This window comes from Stenotrophomonas sp. PE591, from assembly GCF_018320795.1.
In the GTDB taxonomy this organism is placed as follows: Bacteria; Pseudomonadota; Gammaproteobacteria; order Xanthomonadales; family Xanthomonadaceae; genus Stenotrophomonas; species Stenotrophomonas maltophilia.
The window spans coordinates 60426-80462 of record NZ_JAAOKO010000009.1; the positions used below are offsets into that span (position 1 = coordinate 60426).

Genomic DNA, 20037 nt, shown 5'->3' on the forward strand with positions numbered 1-20037 from the left:
GCGTGCACGCAATGCGAAACTGAATTCAGCCAGCCCCCGCTATGCTGGGCGCCATGACCCGACGCTCTTCGACCGCCCTGTCCCTGCTGCCCTTGGCCACCTCGCTGCTGATCGGCTGCGCCAATGCCCAGTCCCTCGACGCCCAGAACGCGCAGCTGAAGGCCGCGATCGCTGCCGCCGAACGCGGCCAGTTCGATCCCGGCCAAGCCGCCGCACTCAGCCGCCATCCGGCTTACGGCTGGCTGGAGTACGCCAACCTGCGCCGCAACATCGACACCGTCGATACCGCGCAGGCGCAGGCCTTCCTCAAGCGCTACGACGGCCAGGCCGTGGCCAACACGTTCCGCAGCGTGTGGTTGCCCTCGGTCGCGCGCCGCCAGGACTGGCCCACGCTGCTCGCCAACTGGGCGCCCACCGACAACGTCGGGCTGCGCTGTGCGCAGCTGACCGCGCGCCAGATGACGGGCAAGGTCGATCCGCAGTGGATCAGCGAGGCGCAGGACCTGTGGCGCAAGAACGGCAAGTCGCTGCCAGACGGCTGTGACGCCGTTTTCGCCGTGCTGCAGGCACAGGGCGGACTGAGTGACGCATTGCGCTGGGAACGCATCGATGCCGCCGCCGACGCCCAGCAGCCGGCCGTGATGCGCAGCGCCGCACGTGGCCTGCCTGCCACCGACCTGGCGCTGGCCAACAATTACGCCGCCTTTGTCGACAAGCCCAATGCCAGCGCATTGAACTGGCCGCGCAACGAGCGCAGCCGGCGCATCGCCACCGACGGCCTGGCCAAGCTGGCCAAGGCCGACCCGGCCGCCACCGAACAGCAGTTGCCGCAGTACGCCCAGGCGCTCGGCCTGAGTGCCGAGCAGCAGGGCCAGGTGCTGTACCAGATCGCGCTGTGGACGGTGGCCTCCTACCTGCCCGATTCGGCACGCCGCCTCAACGCAGTGCCGGAATCGGCGTATGACGAACGCCTGCACGAATGGCGCGTGCGCGAAGCGATGTCGCGCGGCGACTGGCCGGCAGCGCTGACCGCGATCCGCAAGATGAGCAGCAAGCAGCGCAGCGACCCGCGCTGGCGCTACTTCGAAGGCCGCCTGCTGGAGAAGACCGGCCAGTCCCAGCAGGCGCAGCCGCTGTTCCGCGAGGCCGCGCGCGCACCGACCTTCCACGGCTTCCTGGCTGCCGACAAGCTGCAGCAGGGCTACACCCTGTGCCCCTGGAAGCCGAATGACAGCGCGCAGGCACAGGCGGTGATCGCGCGTGACCCGGCCATCCAGCGCGCGATGGCGCTGTACCAGATCGACCGCACCGGCTGGGCCGTGGCCGAATGGAACAGCGCACTGTCGCGCTTCGATGACACCCAGCGCCGCCTCGCGGTACGCGTCGCGCAGGACAACGGCTGGTTCGACCGCGCCGTGTTCGCGCTCGGCAAGCAGCCGCAGGAACAGCGCCTGTACGACCTGCGCTTCCCGCTGCACCACGACGCCACCATCCGCCGCGAATCGGCACGCAACGCGATCGATCCGGCCTGGGTGGCGGCGGAAATCCGCGCCGAGAGCACGTTCACCCCGCGTGCGCGCTCGCCTGCAAACGCCATGGGCCTGATGCAGGTGCTGCCGGCCACCGGTGCCGGTGTGGCCAAGTCGATCGGCCTGACCGGCTACGGCGGCGCCGACAGCCTCTACGACCCGGACACCAACATCGCCATCGGCACCGCCTACCTGCGCCAGCTGATGAACAAGTACGACGGCCTGCCGTACGTGACCATCGCCGCCTACAACGCCGGCCCGACCCCGACCGCGCGCTGGCAGAGCCAGCGCCCGGGCTTTGACCCGGACCTGTGGATCGAGACCATCAGCTACAAGGAAACCCGCGAGTACGTCGCCCGTGTGCTGGCCTTCAGCGTGATCTACGACTGGCGCCTCAATGGTGATGCACTGCCGCTGAGCGACCGCCTGATGGGCCGCCTGGTGGACAAGCGCAAGAACTTCAGCTGCGCCGCCAACGCCGAGCAGGGCGGGGATTGATCGCAACACGGTACTGCCGGCCGCTGGCCGGCATTCCCCGGTATCCACGCCCTGGAGTGAAACGATGAGCCTGCTGGCCTGGATCAGGCTGGCCGCTGTATCGGTAGTGCCGGCCGCTGGCCGGCAGCTTCGGTGTGACTGCCGTTGCCGGCCAGCGGCCGGCACTACCGGTGCATCTGCGCCGGGCATGCGATGATTCCAGCCATGAAGATCTATCTTGTCGGCGGCGCCGTACGTGACCGCCTGCTGCAGCGCCCCGCCGGCGACCACGACTGGGTGGTGGTTGGCGCCACGCCCGCGCAGATGGAAGCGCAGGGCTACACCGCGGTCGGCCGCGATTTCCCGGTATTCCTGCATCCAAAGACCGGTGAGGAGTACGCACTGGCGCGCACCGAACGCAAATCCGGCCGCGGCTATCGCGGCTTTGTGGTCGATGCCGACCCGGGAGTGACGCTGGAAGAAGACCTGCAGCGCCGCGACTTCACCATCAATGCGATTGCCTGCGACGAAGACAGCGGGGCGCTGGTCGATCCTTACGGTGGCGTGCGTGATATCGAGCAGCGCGTGCTGCGCCATGTCGGCCCTGCGTTCGTGGAAGATCCGTTGCGCGTGCTGCGCGCGGCGCGCTTCATGGCGCGCTTCGCGCCGCTGGGCTTTACCGTCGCCGAAGAGACCATGGCGCTGATGCGCGAGATCGCCGCCAGTGGCGAACTGGATGCACTGGTGCCGGAGCGAGTGTGGCAGGAACTGCGCAAGGCGCTGGTCAGTGAGCGGCCCTCCGCCTTCCTGCGCACGCTGCACGATGCACATGCACTGGGCCCTATCCTGCCCGAGCTGGAAGCGCTGTATGGCGTGCCGCAGCGTGCCGAATTCCACCCGGAAGTCGATACCGGCATCCACCAGGAAATGGTCAGCGACATGGCGGCGAAGCTGGCCCCCGGCGATGACCTGGTCGGCTTTGCCGCGCTTACCCACGATCTCGGCAAGGGCCTGACTCCGCCGGAGGAGTGGCCGCGCCACATCATGCACGAACAGCGCGGCATCAAACCCCTGAAGGCACTGTGCGCGCGGTTGAAGATTCCCGCCGAGCACCAGCAGCTGGCCGAAGCGGTCTGCCGGGAGCACTTGAACGTGCACCGCATCGACGAACTCCGCGATGCCACCGTGTTGGAACTACTGGGCCGCTGTGATGCGCTGCGCCGGCCGGAGCGCGTGGCCCGCATCGCACTGTGCTGCGAGGCCGACAAACGCGGCCGGCTCGGCTTCGAGGACGCCGACTACCCGCAGGGCGAAACGCTCAAGCGCCTGCACCAGGCGGCACTGTCAGTACAGGCGCGGGACCTGGATACCACCCATCTGAAGGGCCCGGCCATCGGTGAAGCGTTGGCCAAGGCGCGCGTAAAAGCCATCGCCGCCGCCCGCTGATCCGCAACCGCCGTGGCGGCCGCGCACCGACTCCCATGGGTAGTGCCGGCCGCTGGCCGGCAACCCTATATCGCTGGCTTCAATGCGCCATCCCGCGGGTGATCGCCGCCGCCCGCTGCTTCAGCTGGGCCACGGCATCGGGAATCATCTCCATGCCCACGTCCAGGCCGGGGTTCAGCACCAGGCCGACGCCGTCGCCGATCCCGGCCAGCAGCGCGTGCACCGCGATCGGCATGGCGTGGGCGAACTGCGGCAGCTGCTCATGCCACAGGCCAGCGCGCTCAGGCGCAGTGAACACCGCGAACATCGGCTCGCCGCTCTCGCTGGTCAGCACCAGCGGCGAGATGCTCTCGTCCCAGGCACCGTCTTCGCCGATGGCCTTGTCCAGCAGCACGAACGCCGTCGAGGTCAGCAGGCCATCGAGGAACTGCGATGCGGTCAGCGTGCCGTCCTGGGCCTGCAGCAGGCGCACCTCGAGGTCGTTGAGGGGTTCGAACGGGGTGTCGTGGTCCATGGTCGGTTCCGGTACGTGGTTGCAGGCTGCAACTTTAGCAGTCCGGGTGTGAGGCACGGCAGCGTGTCGGCAGGGGCGCGCGGGGCTTCAGCGGCCGATGTACCAAAGCGCCCAGCGCTCACCGGCCTGGGCCCCGCCATAGGAATTCGGGGCCGTGCGGAAGTCTTGATAGCTTTGGGAGGAAAGCATGGCGGGCAGGATACGGCCGGCCGCAGATGCTAGAACCCTGCTACCCCACCTGAACCGCTCGACGGGGGAATTGTTAAGGCCTGCTTCGACAGTCTGACGAAATCGTCAATGTGTCCAATTCGCTTGTGACCGTGTGCCGGCGCCGCTCCACTCAATCCTGGAAGGACGTTGAGACTGGCATGACCAAGAGCTTTGAGCACGGCTGGAGCGGGTCGTATAGTCGTATGACGTAGAGCAATGGAACGCCGATGAACGCTACCTCGCGAGGCCTCGCGCCACAGGCCTGCATGGATGGAGGCCAAGGAAGCTGGCAGCACGAGCGGGACAACCTGTCGCATGTGCCCCTTAACGCGGTACATCGCGCCGTCTTCCTCGGCCATCCCTCCTGTCCAGCCGATCAAGGATCAGGGCAATCCTGCCAGTATCCTCACGCGCAGAGAACCGTGCCCCGTAGTAACCCTGAAGAGGCGCCTACTTCAATCAGCGACATGGACCGCTCATGCTGAAACCCTCCCCCCCCCTCACTCACGTGGCGTTGATCGCCTTGATCACACTGGCTGTTTCCGGATGCAACAAGGAACGCTCATACCCGGTCTATCGCGAGAATCCTGCACCCAAGGATGCGCTACCGATTGTGATCCGGGTCCACGATGCGCCTGTGGAGCTCACCCTCCCGAAGGTTTTCGTCTCCTACGAGATAGACCCGCTCTGCCTCCCACCGATCAACAACTACGAGGGTGTGCAGTACGCCCCCCAACGGCACTCAGTAGAGTTCCCAGTACAACGCGTCAGTGCAACCGAGTTCAGCAGCACCGTGTTCGAGGACGGCATGGCAGTCGCTGACTATTACGGGCGCGGGCCATGCGAATGGAAACCCAGCATCATTCGAGCTTCATTCCCAGTCATTTCCGAGGGACGCGAAGGCTTCATATCAGTTGCCGTCCACCATCTCGAACTGAAGAAACTACTCACGTCGGTTTCGTACGCAGACAGTCAAATGACCCTGCAAACAAAGAGTTCGACGCCTGGGTGGGTGCGAACGCAGTCCCAGTATAGCTACAACAGATTGTCTGATATCGAGAAGCAGAAGTACTTTGCCATAGAGATATCGTCTCCTTCGAAAGGAATCGCCCCATGAGACCTCTAACCAATGCAGCCCTAGCCAATGCAGCCTACTCCCCACCGTCACATCCAGCTCCAGGCGATAAGGAATCGCTGCGCGTTGATGGTGAAGACTTCGAAGTTCTAGGGCGACGTGACGCAGTCAGCGGCTATCAAGGCGTTGTGTACCGGAACATCAAGACCAACGAGATCATCATCGCCCACCGAGGCACCGAGTTTGATCGCCAGGCCATACTTGATGGCGGCGTCGACGCAGCGATGGTCAGCGCCAGAGTCAACGCACAGATTGATGATGCCCTCGTACTGACCAAGCAGGCAATCAAGCAAGCTGAGGAAAACGGATATGGTCCGGTGTACGTCACTGGACATTCCCTAGGCGGCGCACTCTCGCAGATCACTGCCCACCACTACAATCTTCCTGGCGACGCCTTCAATCCCTACGGCGCTGCGGGGCTGGCGTATCGCCTGCCTGAAGGCCAGCCGGCCAATGCGGCGCCCTTCACCAACCATGTGATGGCGGGCGACCTGGTTAGTGCGGCCGGCCCTCATTACGGCAAGGTTGAGATGTACGCGCTCCCCAAGGAACTGGGAGTCTTGCGCGATGCCGAGCAGGGCCAGCGCATCGCCTCGCTCGTATCGCTTGGGATGAAAAGCGGCCATGTCATGTCCGCTGCGGTTGCGGTCCAGTTGGGTGATTCCCATCGAATGGTTCACTTCATTGACCGTATGACCGACAAGGGCCCAGTGCAGTCCGTACTGGACGACCCCGGGGCGCGGATCACTGATGCCGAGGACCTACGCCGGATAGCGGAGTATCGCAAAGACATCCACCAGTTGCGCCTGGGGGCGACCGTACTTGTCGGCGGTGGCCCTGGACTCCTGCGCGACGGGGTCAATTGCCTTCGCGGCACCGGGGAAGCCGGAGCGTACGCCCGTCGCGAAGCCGAAGCCGTGCAGCACGCAGAAAGTGCATTGAAGGCTGGGGAGCGTTCGGTCCAAGAGGCAACCGAAAAGGGCTCGCCCTCTCTGAGCAACCCAGGCTTCGCTCCCAAGAGCCCATTGCAGGAGAGCATAGAATCAACCTTGGACAAGGCAGGCCTGGATCCCCGAAAGGAAGGCCACCCCGACCATGCGCTCTACCGGCAGATTCGCGACGGTGTATCGGCCGTGGATGCCAGGCACGGGCGCGGCTTCGATGAAACCAGTGAGCGCGTGACGGCCGGCCTGCTTGCAACGGCCAAGCGCAGCGGCCTGGAACGCGTCGATCATGTTGTCTTGGGCAACCCTCCCAGCGATGGATCAGGACCTCGCATGTTCGTCGTGCAGGGAGCGCTCGACAATCCGGCACACCTGAGGGCATCGATCGCGGTCAGCGAGGCCGTCAATACACCCGTAGATCAGTCGCTCGCCAAGGTCGAGCAGATTTCGCAGGCACAGCAGGTCGCTCAGCAAGAGCAAACCCAAGAGCAGACCCGAACAGCGATGCGCATGGGCTAGGCCAGCCTGATGGCTTGGCCCCACCGGAGGCTGGCGCCCGCTGGAACGGCCTGCTGAGGCTGTGTCGGCCCGCCCTCTCCCTAGGAGGAGTACAGGTTCCGCCACATCCATCCGGCCACCGCCAGCCCTACCACCACCACCAGCATCAGCGGCAGGCCGAAGCGGTGCCGCCACGGGATCGGCACCCCACCCAGCTGCTGGTCCATGGTGTCGGTGTCCAGCACCCAGCCGTGCCCGCACCGGCTGCAGGCCAGCTCGTAGCGGCGATGGTAGGTGAGGCCAAACAGCAGGTCGATGCGCGCCATCCTGTAGCGCAGCTGGGGCGCGAACTCGGTTTCCGTCTGGCAGCGCAGGCAGTGGTGGGCTTCGGTTGGGCCGACCACCACCACCCGCTCCTGCTGGCCGATCAGGATCATGGATCAGCGGCCCTGGCAGGCGGGTTGGGCCAGCAGCCAGGCTTGGGCGGCGGCAAGGGTGGCGGCATCACCCTCGATGCGCTGGTCGGGCTCGATATTCAACCCATCACCACGATCATTGCGGTCGCGCATCACGGTGGTGGTCAACAACAGGCGGCTGCCATCGGCCAGTGTGCGCACGTTGTTGCCAGTCGAGACCCCTGCCGTCGGCTGGCCGAAGCTGCGCGTCTGCGCGCGGCCACGCCACGCCAGTGCCGAGGCCTCGCCCGAACTGCCGGTACGCGGTCCGAACAGCACCGCCACCGGCGCGCCAGGCTGCCGCAGCACATAGCCGGTCTGGCCGAAGTCCAGCACCGGCTTGCCTGCACGCTGCACGGCGGTCGCGGTCAACGTCCAGCGCTCCGGCCCCTGTGCGGTTTCGAACGACCCCACATCTTCGTTGTTCACCACCGAGGTGCGCAGCAGCGGTGCCATGCCCAGCAGCATCGGCCACATGTTGCCACCGCTGTTGTCACGCAGGTCGACGATCCAGCCACAGCGCATGCCGTCGTCCTTGCTGCGGATGACCTGCTGCCACCGCGCGGCGCGCTGGATGTTCTGACGGAACGCTTCCTGTGGCGTCGCGCCGGGCGTGGAGGCATATCCCTCGATGACCAGCCAGCCGATGCGCGCATCCACCGCATCGGCGGCCTTGGCCCTTTCCACGGCGGCGGCGCCGACCTGCTGCGCGCGCGCAAGGGATTCGCTCTGGCGCTGGGTCGTCGTCCATACGCCATGATTGCCAGTGCTGACCGCAATGGCTTCGCGCAGCAACGCCAGCCGCTTCACGGGGTCGCCCTGCACCGATTGCAGTCGTGTGCGGGTGGCAGGCCAGTCCACCCGGTCGCGATACAGCGCCTGCCGTTCAAGCAGGTTGAGGATCTCGGCCTCCGCCTCCGGCGAGGGCAACTCGATTGCCTTGGGCGTATCGGCCATGGCGTTGGCAGCCACCAGCGCGATCACCAGCGCACCAATGCGACGCACTCCCTTGCGAACCTGCATGTGACGTTTCCTTGTCGTTGAGGCAGGCGCACAGCATAGCCCGCAGGTGATGGCTTTCGCCATGCGCGGACTGTCGTATCTGGCTCCGCCGCGGATTGCAGCAAGACAGCTTGCACGCGATCAGTAGATTGCAACTTTGCCCATGTCATCACCACGTAGAACGCGAGAAGGTTGCCTCCGTCGGCGCCCCTTGTGCCGGCCGGGATTGGCGTCCTGAATCAAACATCAAGGAAAACGGGTTGCCGTCGTTGCGGCAATCACGACAATGCACCGGCTCGCCCATGGCGGGCGGTGCGTGGGGGTCCTCGTGATCCGTCGGCTTTTTTTCTCTTTGATTTTGACCGGCACGCCAACCCGCACCGCCCGCCACCTTGCATGCCGCAGGTGGCCTTGCTCCGTGAGGGTGCCGTCATGAACACGTCCTACCCCACCTATCCACGCCTGCAGGCACTGCTCGGCGTTGCGTTGCCCTGCCTGCAGCTGTCCACTACGGCAGCCGAAGCGTTGGAAGACGCGCTCACCGAAGTCCACGAACAGGCGCCGCCCTCCGCATTCTTTGCGCGGTTGCGCGGCATCACGCACAGCCACGCTGCCGATGGTCAGATCTGGCGCGAACGGCAACTCAGCGAGGCGCGTGGCCGGGAGTTGGCTGAGGCGACGCGCTGTCTGGCGGCGGTGTCTGCGTGTGGGGGTGTGCTGTTGGCGGCGCAGTCGGCGCGTGAGATGGATGATGCGCAGGCGCAGTGTCCGCCGCAGGTGGAGGAAGGGTTGCTGCATGCGGTGATGGTGTTGGCCGATCATGCTGGGGCGCTGGTCGCGCCCGAGCTGCTGCCGACACGAGCCAATGAATGCTGCTAGATGTTGGAACCCTACAAAAAAAATCGACCCATGAGAAAGCAATCAGATCAAGCCCTGGACGACAAGAGATATGAATTACTTCGAAAATTCGTGCAGGCGCTATCGGATCGGGATAGCAGCACACTGCAGGAAGACTTTGACCTGACCTCAGTCATGATTCTGGAAATCTACGAGCTTCTGCCGGTGTACTTCCTAGAAGGTGCCGCCATTTCCATCCCTCTACCTACGTACGGCGCAGCAGGCGACTTGATACCGTTGATGACCACGTATGACTATGGTGATGGTGACATTGCAGTTGAGTGCTATCTCCTCGGGGATGGCGAGCCCAGCGAAGCCATTCTTCATGTCCATTTCGAAAAAGGTAATCTCATCTACGGATTCATCAATTCGTAGCAATTCCCAATCGTCCAGAGCGAACGATATTCCAGAATGTGCCGACCAAGGTCGACACCCACCAGAGCGGGTCATGACACCCGTACCACGCGCTACCAGTCCGCGCGCAGGCCGATGTTGCCTTCGATGATGCGGCGCTTCTCGTTGCGGTCACCGCCCAGTTCGCGGGTGTAGTCGGCCACGGCATAGGCGCTGATCGTGCGGTTGAAACGCCCGACCACACCCACGCCGCCTTCGAGTGCACGCGAGCGCTGCGAATTGAAGATCACGTCATCGTCGAAGCGGATACGGTCCTCGCCGGAACGGCCATGCCAGTAGTTGAGCTTGAAGTACGGCTGCCAGCCGTTGTCGGCCAGCTGATAGTCGCCGGCAAGGCGCAGGCCGATGCGGCCGGTCCAGGCGTTGTCGTTGTCGAAGCGTACGCTCGACACCGCATCGCGGCGGTCGTCCAGCGAGGTGCGTTGCCAGATCACCTGCACCTGCGGTTCCAGCCACCATGCGGACTGACCGAAGTGCAGCAGCGGTTTGCCCGCCTCCACCGACACGCTGGTGCCATTACCCTTGATCCCGAAGCCCAGCCCGCGCGAGGAACGTACGCGGCCGTCGTAGCGGCTCTGCATCGCCACGGCGTCGATGTAGCCGCCACTGCTGTCGGTGAAGGTCCAGTACAGGCCCACGTGCTTGTCGTCCAGGCGGTTCTGGCCCACCTGCACATTCTCCCAACCCAGTGCCAGGCCGGTGGTCTTGCCCTGCGCGCGGGTGCGGCCGACGAACACGCCGATCTGGTTGCGGTGGTTGTCAGAAGCAGCAGCCCACACGTCGAGGCCGGCCTGCAGGCCCATCACATCGCCATCGAAGCCCGGCTGCGCATCGCCCTTCCAGTGGATCTCACTGCTCTGGCCCACCAGACGGCCCCAGGCGGTGCGGAACGCACCCTGGCTGTACAGCAGGCGCTGCTCGCCCTGCCGCTCGTGGAAGGTACCCAGGCTGGCCAGCGTGGTCTCGCGCAGCAGCGGCGGCACCACGGCATAGGCAGCAGTCTCCACGCGGTACAGCGGTACCACTGCGCCCTCAGCGGGGCGTGCGCCCGGCGTCGGCGGCGTACCGGTTCCGGGCAGCGCACCGCCGGCCACCGGCACGTCCGGCACCGCTGGATCACTGGGCGGCGCCACAGGCGCCGGTTCCGGTGGCGGCGGCGGTGGTGCGGTCTCGCCGGCTGTCAGGTCTGGATCGGTGGCGCCTTCGGGCGGCGGCGGCGGTGCCGGGGTGATCGGTGGCGGTGGTGCGACGGGTGGCGTCGGCGGCGGCGGCACGCCATTGATACCGCTTCCGTTTGGCGCTGGTGCCGGGCCGGCCACCAGGGTCGAGCGCAGGTACCAGTTCTCGCTGGTACCGGCACTGACACCCCCCTTGAACAGGAAGTACTCGTAGGCGCCGGCCGCCACCGGCGCGAACAGCGAAAACGCGCCCGGCGCGGTGCGGCCACCATTCAAGGCCTGCACCACCAGGATGCCATCGGCCAACGTGGCAGCGCCGCTGCCGCCGGCATTGAGCACGCCGATGCCGGTCGTGCCGGTGGCGGCACCACCATCGATCACCAGGCGGTCGCTGGTTGAATTGTCCGCCCCCAGAACGGTGCGCAGGTACAGACCACCACCGTCACCGCGGTAGTTGCCACGCACGGTGAACACGTCGCCGGCGCCAGTACCGGTCAGGTCGATGCGCCCGGCATTGACCATCTCCACCAGTGCACCACTGTTGAACGGACGGACGGCATGGCTGCCACTGCCCGCGTAGACGGTGCTGGTGTCATCCACCTTGAGCGTGCCGGTGCCGGTTCCGCTGTCGCCCAGCACCAGATCGCCATCGAAGGTCAGCTCTGTACTGTTGGCCAGGCTGATCGTCTCCCAGTTCTGGAAGCGGCCCACGCCCGTGGTCTTCACGTTGTTGAAGTTGAGCTGATCGATGCCACTGCCACCGTCGAACAGCGGCACCGCACCGAGGTTGCCCTGGTTGAGGTTGCTGAGGTTGGCCACGTCGTTGTCCGGGCCCATGTCGATTGCGCCGTAGACGATGCCACCGCCACTCCAGTTGAAGGTGTCGCTGCCGGTACTGAGCAGCACCTGCCCGCGCACGGTGCCGTCGGTGATGGTCACGCTGTCGTTGCCGCCACTGACACTGATGTTGCCGCCGATGTAGGCCGTGCCCGAGATGATGATGGTGTCGGTGTCGAAGCCGGTCACCACGTTGCCGTCAACCGTACCGCCAGACTGGTCCCACAGGTTCTTGTCCAGCTTCATGTTGACGCGGCCGATGCGGCCAGCGGTCATCCAGGCCTGGTCGCCATCCTCGAACGCGCCGATGATGCGGCCACCGCTCATGCGGAAGGTATCGATGTTGTCGCCCTGCTGCAGCGCGCCGATCGTGCCGCCACTCATGATGAAATCATCGCGGCCACTACCCTGCGCCACCACGCCGGTGACGGCGCCGCCGGTGACGGTCATCTGGTCATCGCCGCCGCCCTGGTCGACGCTGTCGATCGTGCCATCACTGAGCAGCAGCACATCATTGCCATCGCCCTGCAGGACGCCGCCGGTGATGCTGCCGCTCTGCATCTCGAGGCGATCATTGCCCGCATCGAACTGTACGCCGGTGCGCCCGCTGATCGTTCCTCGATTGACCAGCACGCTGTCGCCCGCTCCGACGAACTGCAGGGCGGTGTTGTTGCCGGTGCTGATGCTGCCGGTGTTGTCGACGCGGCTGCCACCCCCAAGCTGCACGGTTACACCGCCGACCGAACTGATCGCGCCCTGGTTTGACAGCAGGTGACCACCGGCGCCGACCAGCGCGATGGCCGATCCACCACCACTCTGCTGCAGCTGTGCACCGGCGGCGACATTGACGGTGATGCCGGCCGCACCATTTGCGGTAACGGGAGTGGTCTGCGGATTCGGCGCGTTTGTATCACAGGTGACCGTCTGGCCGGCGGTCGGTGCCGGGCTGTTGCAGCCGGCCCAGGCAACGCTGGCGGTCGTCAGAAGCAGGGAGGGAACGGCGAGGGCCTGCAACACGGAAACAGCAAGGCGGCGCGGACGGAACTCACGCGGAACGGCACGGTACATGGGGCACTCCTGGGCGGGAAATCAGGAACTGCGTATGTGCGGCACGGCGCTTGCAGTCTGCCGTGTGGTGAACCATTTCGATAGGTGAACTTGCGTGCGGGAAATCACAGTTCAGATGTGAAATCGCCCAGCCCTCACGCCGATGTGATGTGGCTGAAATCGTTCATTTTTCCGGCATCCGGAATCACGCGCAAAGCATCCACGCATGGCGTGGATCTACTGATCCTGCATCGCCAATCGATTCGCTCACGGCACCTGGTAAATCTACGTCATGCGTGGATGCCGTTGGCGGGTGGGGTCAGATCTTCAGGTAGATCTTCCGCTTATCCAGCCACCACGCCACGCCCCACCACAGTGCGACGAACACCAGCGCCTGCAGCATCGACGCCAGCTCCAGCGCCTGCGGCATCGCGGTGGCCAGCTGCTGCCAGATCCCCCCCCAGATCCCGGTGGCCATCAGCACCACCGACATCACCGATGCCCCCAGGTACGCGGTGATCGCATTGACCCCGAAGCGCCGGCCGAGTGCCGGCCAACCCTTCTGGTCGATCAGCACGTGGCCCAGCCACAGTGCCAGCGCGGCCAGGCCGCCGGTCCACAGCACGTAGCTGGGCGTCCACAGCTGCTTGTTCAACGGCAGCACCACGGCCAGCAGCAGGCCCAGCACAGCGGTCGCCACGCCCAGCCCTGCCAATGCCGCCGAACGCCCGTTGCGCAGCAGGCCACCGGCAAGCAGGCCGAGCACGGTACTGGCCAGCGCCCCCAGCGTGCTCAGCAATCCTTCCGGGTCATGGCCCAGTCCGGTATCGGCATGCCACTGGTAGATCCACGGTGCGAACAGCGCGGTATCCAGGCGGCTGGCCGGGTTGGTCCACGGCGCCAGGTCGCCGATGCCCAGCAGCAACACGGTGTACCCCACCAGCAGCGCGATCAAAGCGCCCACCTGCACGCGTGGTCGCGCGTAGACCGCCAGTACGCCCACCAACGCCGCGCACACCGCGATGCGTTGCAGCACGCCCCAGATGCGGAAGTGATGCGTATCCAGTGCCCACCAGATCAGCAGGTGCAGCAGCGCACCGGCCACCAGGATGCGCAGCGCGCGCTCCAGCACCCCGCGCGCCAACGCGGGTCGCGCCGCCGCATCCTGCGCGCGCGGAGCCACGCTGAAGGCCATCGACACGCCCACCAGGAACAGGAAGAACGGGAACACCAGGTCGGTGGGCGTGCAGCCATGCCATTCCGAGTGACGCAGCGGCGCGAACACCGCACTCCAGTCGCCCGGATTGTTGACCAGCAGCATCGCCGCCACGGTGATGCCGCGCAGGGCATCGATCGAGCCCAGCCGGCGTGGCGGCGAACTGTTCATCAGGCGGCCTCGTACTGTCCGGCAATCCAGGTACCCCGCACCTGCAGGGCGTCGTCCAGCAGCACCAGGTCAGCCTGGTAGCCCTCGGCGATGTGGCCCAGGCGATCATCGACATTGAGGAACTGCGCTGGGTACGTCGATGCCATGCGCGCCGCTTCGGCCAGCGGCTGGCCAAGCAGCTGCACGGTGTTGCGCACCGCGGTGGCCATGTCCAGCGCCGAGCCGGCCAGCGAACCGGCAGCATTGCGCACCACGCCGTCGACGGCGGTAATGGTTTCGCCGTACAGCACGTAGCTGGGATCGTCGGCACCGACCGGCGGCATCGCATCGGTGACCAGCAGCAGGCGGCCTCGCGGCTTGGCCGCCAGCGCCACGCGCAGGCTGGCCGGGTGCACGTGAACGCCATCAACGATGATGCCGATCCAGCTGTCGCGGTCCTCCAATGCGGCGCCCACCGCACCGGGCTCACGGCCCTGCAGCGGCGACATCGCGTTGTACAGGTGGGTGAAGCCACGCACACCGGCATCCAGGCCGGCACGGATCTCTTCGTAGGTACCTGCGGTGTGCCCGGCGGCAACGATCACGCCACGCTCGACCAGCGCACGGATGGTCTCCAGCGGCACGCGCTCCGGCGCCAGCGTCAGCACGGTCACACCGTTGTCCAGCGATGCCGCCAGCGCGATTTCTCCTTCGTCCGGCACGCGGAACTTGCTGGCATCGTGCGTGCCCTTGCGCGCCGGTGCGATGTACGGGCCTTCCAGGTGGATGCCGATCACGCCTGGTACACCCTGCGTGATCGCCTCGCGCATCGCAGCGATCGCGTCGCGCATCACACCCACGTCGTCGCTGATCAGCGTTGGCAGCATCGCGGTGGTGCCGAAGCGGCGGTGCGCCTGCGCGATGGTGCGCAGCGAGGCGACATCGGGCGTGTTGTTGAACAGTGCACCACCGCCACCATTGACCTGCACATCGATGAAGCCGGGCAGCAGCCAGCCGCCGCCCAGGTCCACCTGCTCGGCGGCATGGCCGAGCTGCGGTGCGGCGTCGGGCAACAGCGCGCTGATGCGACCGTTCTCGATCACCAGCGCCAGATCATCGCGGAAGTCGTCGCCCGCCAGGATGCGGGCATTGCGCAGGACGGTCGCCATTACACGGTCTCCGTCACCTTGTTCAGGTGCGGCGGCAGGTCCGGGTTGAAGCCACGACGCAGCGCCAGCGCATTGATCGCGCGGTAGAAGCTCTGCACGGTCAGCAGCGGTGCGCACAGCGGGTGCGGCGCGGCAGCCACCGGCAGGTTGCCGCCAGCACCGGCCATCCATACCTGTGCGCCACGCGCGGTGAATTCTTCGACGACGGCACGGGTGCCGGCGCCGGTTTCATCCGGCTGGGCAAAGGCCAGCACCGGGAAGCCGCGGTCGACCAGCGCCATCGGGCCATGCTTCACTTCAGCCGAGCTGTAGGCTTCGGCATGCAGGCTGCAGGTTTCCTTGAACTTCAGCGCCGCTTCCTGCGCCGCCCCCAGGCCCAGGCCACGGCCGAGCACGAACAGGTTGGTAGCCTCGACCAGGCCTTCGGTCACCGCGCTCCAGTCGCACTGCCACGCCTCACGCAGCGCGTCGGGCAGCAGGTCCAGCGCCGCACGCAGGCTGCTGTCCTGCTTCCAGTACGCGGCCAGCTGCAGCAGCGCTGCCAGCGACGCCAGGTAGCTCTTGGTCGCCGCCACGCTCTTTTCGGCACCCGCGTGCAGCGGAATGACCGTGTCGGCCAGCTGCGCCAGCGGTGAATCCTCGACGTTGACCAGCGCGATCACGCGCGCACCGGCCGCCTTGGCGGCCTCGGCGTTGCGCAGCAGGTCCGGGCTCTTGCCCGACTGCGAGATGACGATGAACAGTGCGCCGCGCAGCTGCAATGGTGCGGCGTAGACCGACCCCACCGATGGCGAGGCCGACGCGACCACCAGGCCCAGCTGGGTTTCCAGCAGATACTTGCCATAGGTGGCGGCGTGGTCGGAGCTGCCGCGTGCACAGGTGACCACGAACGGCGGCGGTGCAGCACGCAGGCTGGCGGCCAGGGTTTCCATGGTGGCGTGGTTGCGCGAGAACTGGCGCGCGACCACGTCGGCCGCTTCAGCGGCCTCGGCGAACATCAGGGTGGACGTGGGGTCTGACAGCGACATGGCAGGCTCAGGCAGGATCGGAAGGAAGGGGGCGTGCGCCGGCGGGGCGCATCGGCGCGGTCGAACCACGCACCACCAGCTGCGGCACGAAGCCCTGGTTGTGCAGCGGCGCCGGCGCGTCGTCGTAGGCATCGCTGCGCAGCTGCGCGATCAGCAGGCGCGCGGCGTGGCGGGCGATGTCTTCGGTGGCCTGCTTGGCCGTGGTCAGCGGCGGCCACGACTGGCGCGAGAACGGGCTGTCCTCGAACCCGGCAATGGACAGGTCGTAGGGCACGTTCATGCCGGCCGACTTGGCGGCGGCCAGTACGCCGGCGGCGATTTCGTCGTTGGAACCGAAGATGGCGGTGGGCGGCTCGCGCAGCGCCAGCAGGCGGCGCGCGCCGCGGAAACCATCGTCGAAGGTGTAGTCGCCCTGCACCACCAGATGCTTGTCCACGGTCATGCCGTAGTCCTTCAGCGCGGCTTCGTAACCGGCGTAGCGCTCGCCCGAAGACCGGTGCGAGCTGCCGCCCCAGAGGAAGCCGATGCGCTGGTGGCCCAGCTGGATCAGGTGCTCGGTGATCTCGTAGGCGGCCTCGCGGTCGTCCACGAACACACAGGCGCCATCGGCCGGGTCTTCGGTGGCGGCGATGATGCGCACCAGCTTGATGCCACGCGCGGTCAGGGCCTGGATCAGGTCGCGGCGCTCGGACATCGGTGCGGTCAGCACCAGCCCGGCCAGGCGCGAACGCTGCACCCAGTCGGCCAGTTCATCGGCCAGCAGCGGCGAGCTGGAATCGCAGGGATGGATCTGCAGCCCGAACCCGGTCTCGCGGCAGGCGGCGAGCACGCCGTTCTGCACGCCGATGATGTGGTATGGGTTCGGGTTGTCGTAGACCAGCCCGATCACGAAGGTGGTGCCGCTGCGCAGGTTGCGCGCGGACGGATCGGGCTCGTAGTCCAGCTCGGCGATGGCACGCAGCACCCGCGCGCGGGTGGCCTGCATCACCGAGGGCTCGTTGTTGATCACGCGCGAGACCGTCTTCAGCGAGACCTTGGCTTTCTCCGCAACGTCCTTGATGGTCGCTCTGCGCATGGGTTTTCCCTGGGGTTGGCTGCCGTCCATCATCGCCGATCAGGCCTTGTCCTGCGGCAGGCCGGCGCGATGCCCGATCACCGAATAGAACAGGATGTACAGGTAGCACGGCACCATCAGCAGAACGAACACCAGCTGGAAGTCGATGTGCTGCTTGAGCACGGCGAACAGCTGCGGAATGATCGCGCCACCGGCGATGCCCATCACCAGCAGGGCCGAGCCGGTTTCGGTGAAGCGGCCCAGGCCACGGATCGCCAGCGGGAAGATGGCCGGCCACATCATGGCGTTGGCAAAGCCCAGCAGGGCCACGAAGGCTACCGACACATAGCCGTGGGTGGCCCAGGCGCCAAGGCAGAACACCACGCCCAGCACCGCCGAAATGGTCAGGTAGCGCGACTGCGAGACAACCTTGGGGATCAGCAGCAGGCCGACCACGTAACCGACCAGCATTGCGCCCAGGGTAAGCGAGGTGAACATCTTGGTCTGGTCCAGCGGCAGGTCGAAGCCGTGGCCGTAGGTACCGATGGCATCGCCGGCCATCACCTCCACGCCCACGTAGACGAACAGGCACAGCACCCCCAGCCACAAGTGCGGGAACTGGAAGATGCTGCGACGCTCGGCGGCACCGGCCGCAACCGGCGTGGCATTGGCTTCGGACGACTTGATTTCCGGCAGTGGCGAGAACAGCACCGCCACCGCCAGCAGCACCAGCAGGCCGGCCATGGCCAGGTACGGCGCGTGGATCTTGGCGGCGAATTCGTTGAGCAGCTGTGCCTTGGTGGCTTCGTCGGCGGCGGCCACGCTGGCCGACAGGTCGCCGATGCCGTGCAGCACTACGGTGCCGATCAGCACCGGCGCCAGCATGCCGGCAATCTTGTTGCAGATGCCCATCAGCGCGATGCGGCGTGCCGCGGTCTCGATGGGCCCAAGGATGGAGATGTAGGGGTTGATCGCGGTCTGCAGCAGGGCCAGGCCGCTGCCGATCACGAACAGGCCGCCGAGCGCGCCCGGATACCAGCGCTGGGTGGCGAATTCGCCGAACAGCGCGGCGCCCCCGGCCATCACCAGCAGGCTCAGGCTCAGGCCCTTCTTCATGCCGGTGCGGCGCAGGATCCACGATGACGGCAGGGCCAGGAAGAAGTAGGACAGGTAGAACACCATCAGCACCAGGAAGGCGCCGACCTCGCTGAGTTCGAAGGCGAGCTTGACGAAGGTGATCAGCGGGCCGTTGAGCCAGGTGAAGAAGCCGATCAGGAAGAACAGCACGCCGACGATGGCGATGGAGGTGGCCACGTTCGGGCGCACGCTTGCAGCGGAGACGGCGGACATCGGGAAGGGCTCCTGCGGCGACGGCCGCAGAACGCGGCGTCGGAGAGTGGCTGGGAACAACGTTGTCACATTCTTTCGATGGACAACCGCGGTTTGTCAACTTCCCCGCGAGGCCGCGTGAACCTCGTGCTGCACCGCGCAACCCGATGGCAGCGGATCGTGCTGAATGCGCCGCAGCCCTTGAGCCCCGTGCAGCAACGGCTCCAGCGTGAAACCCATGCTCACGCCATGTAAACGTTTACTGCACGCCGCATTCGTTGCGACGCAGCAACGAAAGTGTCACGAACTCGTTGACATCGTTGTCAGCGCGGTTACAGACTCCGCCCCAATCGCCGCCCTCGAACCTTGGGGACGGCCCCACCTGCAGCAGGAGCCCGCGTGACCGCCAGCCACCCCGCCCCGGCCCATGTCCTGTCCCGAATCGCGCCCTCGTTCCTGGCCGCCGACGTCGGTGGCACCCATGTGCGCGTGGCCCGGGTCCAGGCCAGCGGTGATGCCGCCCATCCGGTGCAGGTGCTGGAGTACCGCAAGTACCGCAACGCCGACCATGCAGGCCTCAGCGCGATCCTGTCCGACTTCCTCGGCGAAGGCCCGCGGCCCACGCACTGCGTGGTCGCCAGTGCCGGTTACGCCCGCGAGGACGGCACCGTGATCACCGCCAACCTGCCGTGGCCGCTGTCGGCGCGCCAGGTGGAAGCCGACGTCGGCCTGCAGCGGGTCTTCATCGTCAACGACTTCGAAGCCGTGGCCTATGCCGCTGCGCAGGTTGACGCCAGTGGCGTGCTGCACCTGTGCGGACCGGAAACCGCCGCCCGCGGCCCGACCCTGGTGGTCGGCCCCGGTACCGGCCTCGGCGCCGCGCTGTGGATCCCCACCGCGCACGGCCCGGTGGTGCTCCCGACCGAAGCCGGCCAGCCGACCCTGGCCGCCAGCACCGAACTGGAAATGGCCATCGTCCGCCACATGCAGCGCGACCGCGCGCATGTGTCGATCGAACATGCGATCTCCGGCCCGGGCCTGATGAACCTGTACCGCGCGGTGTGCGCACTGCAGGGCCAGGCGCCGACCCTGGCCAGCCCCGACGCGGTCACCGCTGCGGCCATGGCCGACAGCGATGCACATGCGCGCCAGGCGCTGGATGTGTTCTGCGGCCTGCTCGGCAGCACCATCGGCGACATGGCGCTGTTCTACGGCGCCCATGGTGGCGTCTACCTGGCCGGCGGCATCCTGCCGCAGATCCGCGAATACCTGCACGCCAGCACCTTCGTCGAACGCTACCTGCAGAAGGGGCCGATGGGCGAAGCGCTGGCACGCATCCCGGTGAAGGTCGTCGAGCACGGCCAGCTGGGCGTGGTCGGCGCTGCCAGCTGGTACCTGCAGCAGCAGTCGGCCGCCTGACACCGCAACAGGCTTCAACGCAATCGCAGCACGCAGTACGTGGCACGCCAACGCACGGGACTTCGCCGCCGCCCCGCGCATGTCATCGC

General features: G+C 66.4%; 16 protein-coding genes. 7 read left to right on the forward strand and 9 right to left on the reverse strand.

Annotated elements, in window-relative coordinates; translation table 11 throughout:
- The first annotated feature begins 41 nt into the window (after nt 1-41).
- Nucleotides 42-2027 carry a transglycosylase SLT domain-containing protein gene (locus JLDANKMP_RS18025; RefSeq protein ID WP_212561780.1) on the forward strand — a complete coding sequence of 662 codons (1986 nt, stop codon included), beginning with the start codon at nt 42-44 and terminating at the stop codon, nt 2025-2027.
- Nucleotides 2028-2231: 204 nt separating this feature from the next.
- Complete coding sequence (locus JLDANKMP_RS18030) at nt 2232-3452, forward strand: multifunctional CCA addition/repair protein (protein WP_100438118.1); 1221 nt, start codon at nt 2232-2234, stop codon at nt 3450-3452.
- A gap of 79 nt (nt 3453-3531) precedes the next feature.
- Here the strand turns inward: JLDANKMP_RS18030 and JLDANKMP_RS18035 are convergent, their stop codons facing one another.
- Nucleotides 3532-3966, reverse strand: a complete 435-nt coding sequence (locus JLDANKMP_RS18035) for an SseB family protein (RefSeq protein WP_005411035.1) — start codon at nt 3964-3966, stop codon at nt 3532-3534.
- Between the two features lie 688 nt (nt 3967-4654).
- Here JLDANKMP_RS18035 and JLDANKMP_RS18040 point away from each other — a divergent pair.
- Both JLDANKMP_RS18040 and JLDANKMP_RS18045 read left to right on the forward strand, forming a co-directional pair.
- On the forward strand, nt 4655-5293 hold the full coding sequence (locus JLDANKMP_RS18040; protein ID WP_212561781.1) for a hypothetical protein: 639 nt from the start codon (nt 4655-4657) through the stop codon (nt 5291-5293).
- Nucleotides 5290-6774, forward strand: coding sequence for an XVIPCD domain-containing protein (locus JLDANKMP_RS18045; RefSeq protein WP_212561782.1), 1485 nt, complete (start codon nt 5290-5292; stop codon nt 6772-6774). Before JLDANKMP_RS18040 ends, JLDANKMP_RS18045 begins: the two co-directional genes overlap by 4 nt.
- Nucleotides 6775-6854: 80 nt before the next feature.
- On the opposite strand, the gene JLDANKMP_RS18050 is transcribed toward JLDANKMP_RS18045, so the two are convergent.
- Together JLDANKMP_RS18050 and JLDANKMP_RS18055 are read right to left on the reverse strand one after the other, a co-directional pair.
- Nucleotides 6855-7190, reverse strand: a complete 336-nt coding sequence (locus JLDANKMP_RS18050; RefSeq protein ID WP_212561783.1) for a hypothetical protein — start codon at nt 7188-7190, stop codon at nt 6855-6857.
- Nucleotides 7191-7193: 3 nt separating this feature from the next.
- A complete protein-coding gene (locus JLDANKMP_RS18055) occupies nt 7194-8231 on the reverse strand; it encodes a S41 family peptidase (protein ID WP_212561784.1) in 1038 nt (345 codons plus the stop codon).
- A 411-nt stretch (nt 8232-8642) separates the two neighbouring features.
- Between JLDANKMP_RS18055 and JLDANKMP_RS18060 the strand changes: the two genes are divergently transcribed.
- Both JLDANKMP_RS18060 and JLDANKMP_RS18065 read left to right on the forward strand, forming a co-directional pair.
- Nucleotides 8643-9089, forward strand: coding sequence for a hypothetical protein (locus tag JLDANKMP_RS18060; protein ID WP_212561785.1), 447 nt, complete (start codon nt 8643-8645; stop codon nt 9087-9089).
- On the forward strand, nt 9090-9482 hold the full coding sequence (locus tag JLDANKMP_RS18065) for a hypothetical protein (protein WP_212561786.1): 393 nt from the start codon (nt 9090-9092) through the stop codon (nt 9480-9482). It begins immediately after the preceding gene.
- Between the two features lie 92 nt (nt 9483-9574).
- Here JLDANKMP_RS18065 and JLDANKMP_RS18070 read toward each other — a convergent pair whose 3' ends face one another.
- From JLDANKMP_RS18070 to JLDANKMP_RS18095, 6 genes are all read right to left on the reverse strand, one after another.
- Nucleotides 9575-12604 carry an autotransporter outer membrane beta-barrel domain-containing protein gene (locus JLDANKMP_RS18070; protein ID WP_212561787.1) on the reverse strand — a complete coding sequence of 1010 codons (3030 nt, stop codon included), beginning with the start codon at nt 12602-12604 and terminating at the stop codon, nt 9575-9577.
- 298 nt (nt 12605-12902) lie between these two features.
- The gene (locus tag JLDANKMP_RS18075) at nt 12903-13970 is read right to left on the reverse strand and encodes a heparan-alpha-glucosaminide N-acetyltransferase domain-containing protein (RefSeq protein WP_005414487.1); all 1068 of its coding nucleotides are present in this window, start codon (nt 13968-13970) and stop codon (nt 12903-12905) included.
- Nucleotides 13970-15118, reverse strand: coding sequence for an N-acetylglucosamine-6-phosphate deacetylase (gene nagA, locus JLDANKMP_RS18080; protein WP_212561788.1), 1149 nt, complete (start codon nt 15116-15118; stop codon nt 13970-13972). Before nagA ends, JLDANKMP_RS18075 begins: the two co-directional genes overlap by 1 nt.
- A complete protein-coding gene (locus JLDANKMP_RS18085; protein ID WP_005411044.1) occupies nt 15118-16146 on the reverse strand; it encodes an SIS domain-containing protein in 1029 nt (342 codons plus the stop codon). Before JLDANKMP_RS18085 ends, nagA begins: the two co-directional genes overlap by 1 nt.
- Nucleotides 16147-16153: 7 nt before the next feature.
- A complete protein-coding gene (locus tag JLDANKMP_RS18090) occupies nt 16154-17221 on the reverse strand; it encodes a LacI family DNA-binding transcriptional regulator (protein WP_005411045.1) in 1068 nt (355 codons plus the stop codon).
- A gap of 39 nt (nt 17222-17260) precedes the next feature.
- On the reverse strand, nt 17261-18550 hold the full coding sequence (locus tag JLDANKMP_RS18095; protein WP_012481273.1) for a sugar MFS transporter: 1290 nt from the start codon (nt 18548-18550) through the stop codon (nt 17261-17263).
- A 378-nt stretch (nt 18551-18928) separates the two neighbouring features.
- Between JLDANKMP_RS18095 and JLDANKMP_RS18100 the strand changes: the two genes are divergently transcribed.
- Nucleotides 18929-19948, forward strand: coding sequence for a glucokinase family protein (locus tag JLDANKMP_RS18100; RefSeq protein ID WP_024957032.1), 1020 nt, complete (start codon nt 18929-18931; stop codon nt 19946-19948).
- Nucleotides 19949-20037: the final 89 nt, after the last annotated feature.

Coding starts and splice junctions, on each gene's coding strand:
- JLDANKMP_RS18025 (WP_212561780.1), top strand. CDS start 42: ATGCTGGGCGCCATGACCCGACGCTCTTCGACCGCCCTGTCCCTGCTG.
- JLDANKMP_RS18030 (WP_100438118.1), top strand. CDS start 2,232: ATGAAGATCTATCTTGTCGGCGGCGCCGTACGTGACCGCCTGCTGCAG.
- JLDANKMP_RS18035 (WP_005411035.1), bottom strand. CDS start 3,966: ATGGACCACGACACCCCGTTCGAACCCCTCAACGACCTCGAGGTGCGC.
- JLDANKMP_RS18040 (WP_212561781.1), top strand. CDS start 4,655: ATGCTGAAACCCTCCCCCCCCCTCACTCACGTGGCGTTGATCGCCTTG.
- JLDANKMP_RS18045 (WP_212561782.1), top strand. CDS start 5,290: ATGAGACCTCTAACCAATGCAGCCCTAGCCAATGCAGCCTACTCCCCA.
- JLDANKMP_RS18050 (WP_212561783.1), bottom strand. CDS start 7,190: ATGATCCTGATCGGCCAGCAGGAGCGGGTGGTGGTGGTCGGCCCAACC.
- JLDANKMP_RS18055 (WP_212561784.1), bottom strand. CDS start 8,231: ATGCAGGTTCGCAAGGGAGTGCGTCGCATTGGTGCGCTGGTGATCGCG.
- JLDANKMP_RS18060 (WP_212561785.1), top strand. CDS start 8,643: ATGAACACGTCCTACCCCACCTATCCACGCCTGCAGGCACTGCTCGGC.
- JLDANKMP_RS18065 (WP_212561786.1), top strand. CDS start 9,090: ATGTTGGAACCCTACAAAAAAAATCGACCCATGAGAAAGCAATCAGAT.
- JLDANKMP_RS18070 (WP_212561787.1), bottom strand. CDS start 12,604: ATGTACCGTGCCGTTCCGCGTGAGTTCCGTCCGCGCCGCCTTGCTGTT.
- JLDANKMP_RS18075 (WP_005414487.1), bottom strand. CDS start 13,970: ATGAACAGTTCGCCGCCACGCCGGCTGGGCTCGATCGATGCCCTGCGC.
- nagA (WP_212561788.1), bottom strand. CDS start 15,118: ATGGCGACCGTCCTGCGCAATGCCCGCATCCTGGCGGGCGACGACTTC.
- JLDANKMP_RS18085 (WP_005411044.1), bottom strand. CDS start 16,146: ATGTCGCTGTCAGACCCCACGTCCACCCTGATGTTCGCCGAGGCCGCT.
- JLDANKMP_RS18090 (WP_005411045.1), bottom strand. CDS start 17,221: ATGCGCAGAGCGACCATCAAGGACGTTGCGGAGAAAGCCAAGGTCTCG.
- JLDANKMP_RS18095 (WP_012481273.1), bottom strand. CDS start 18,550: ATGTCCGCCGTCTCCGCTGCAAGCGTGCGCCCGAACGTGGCCACCTCC.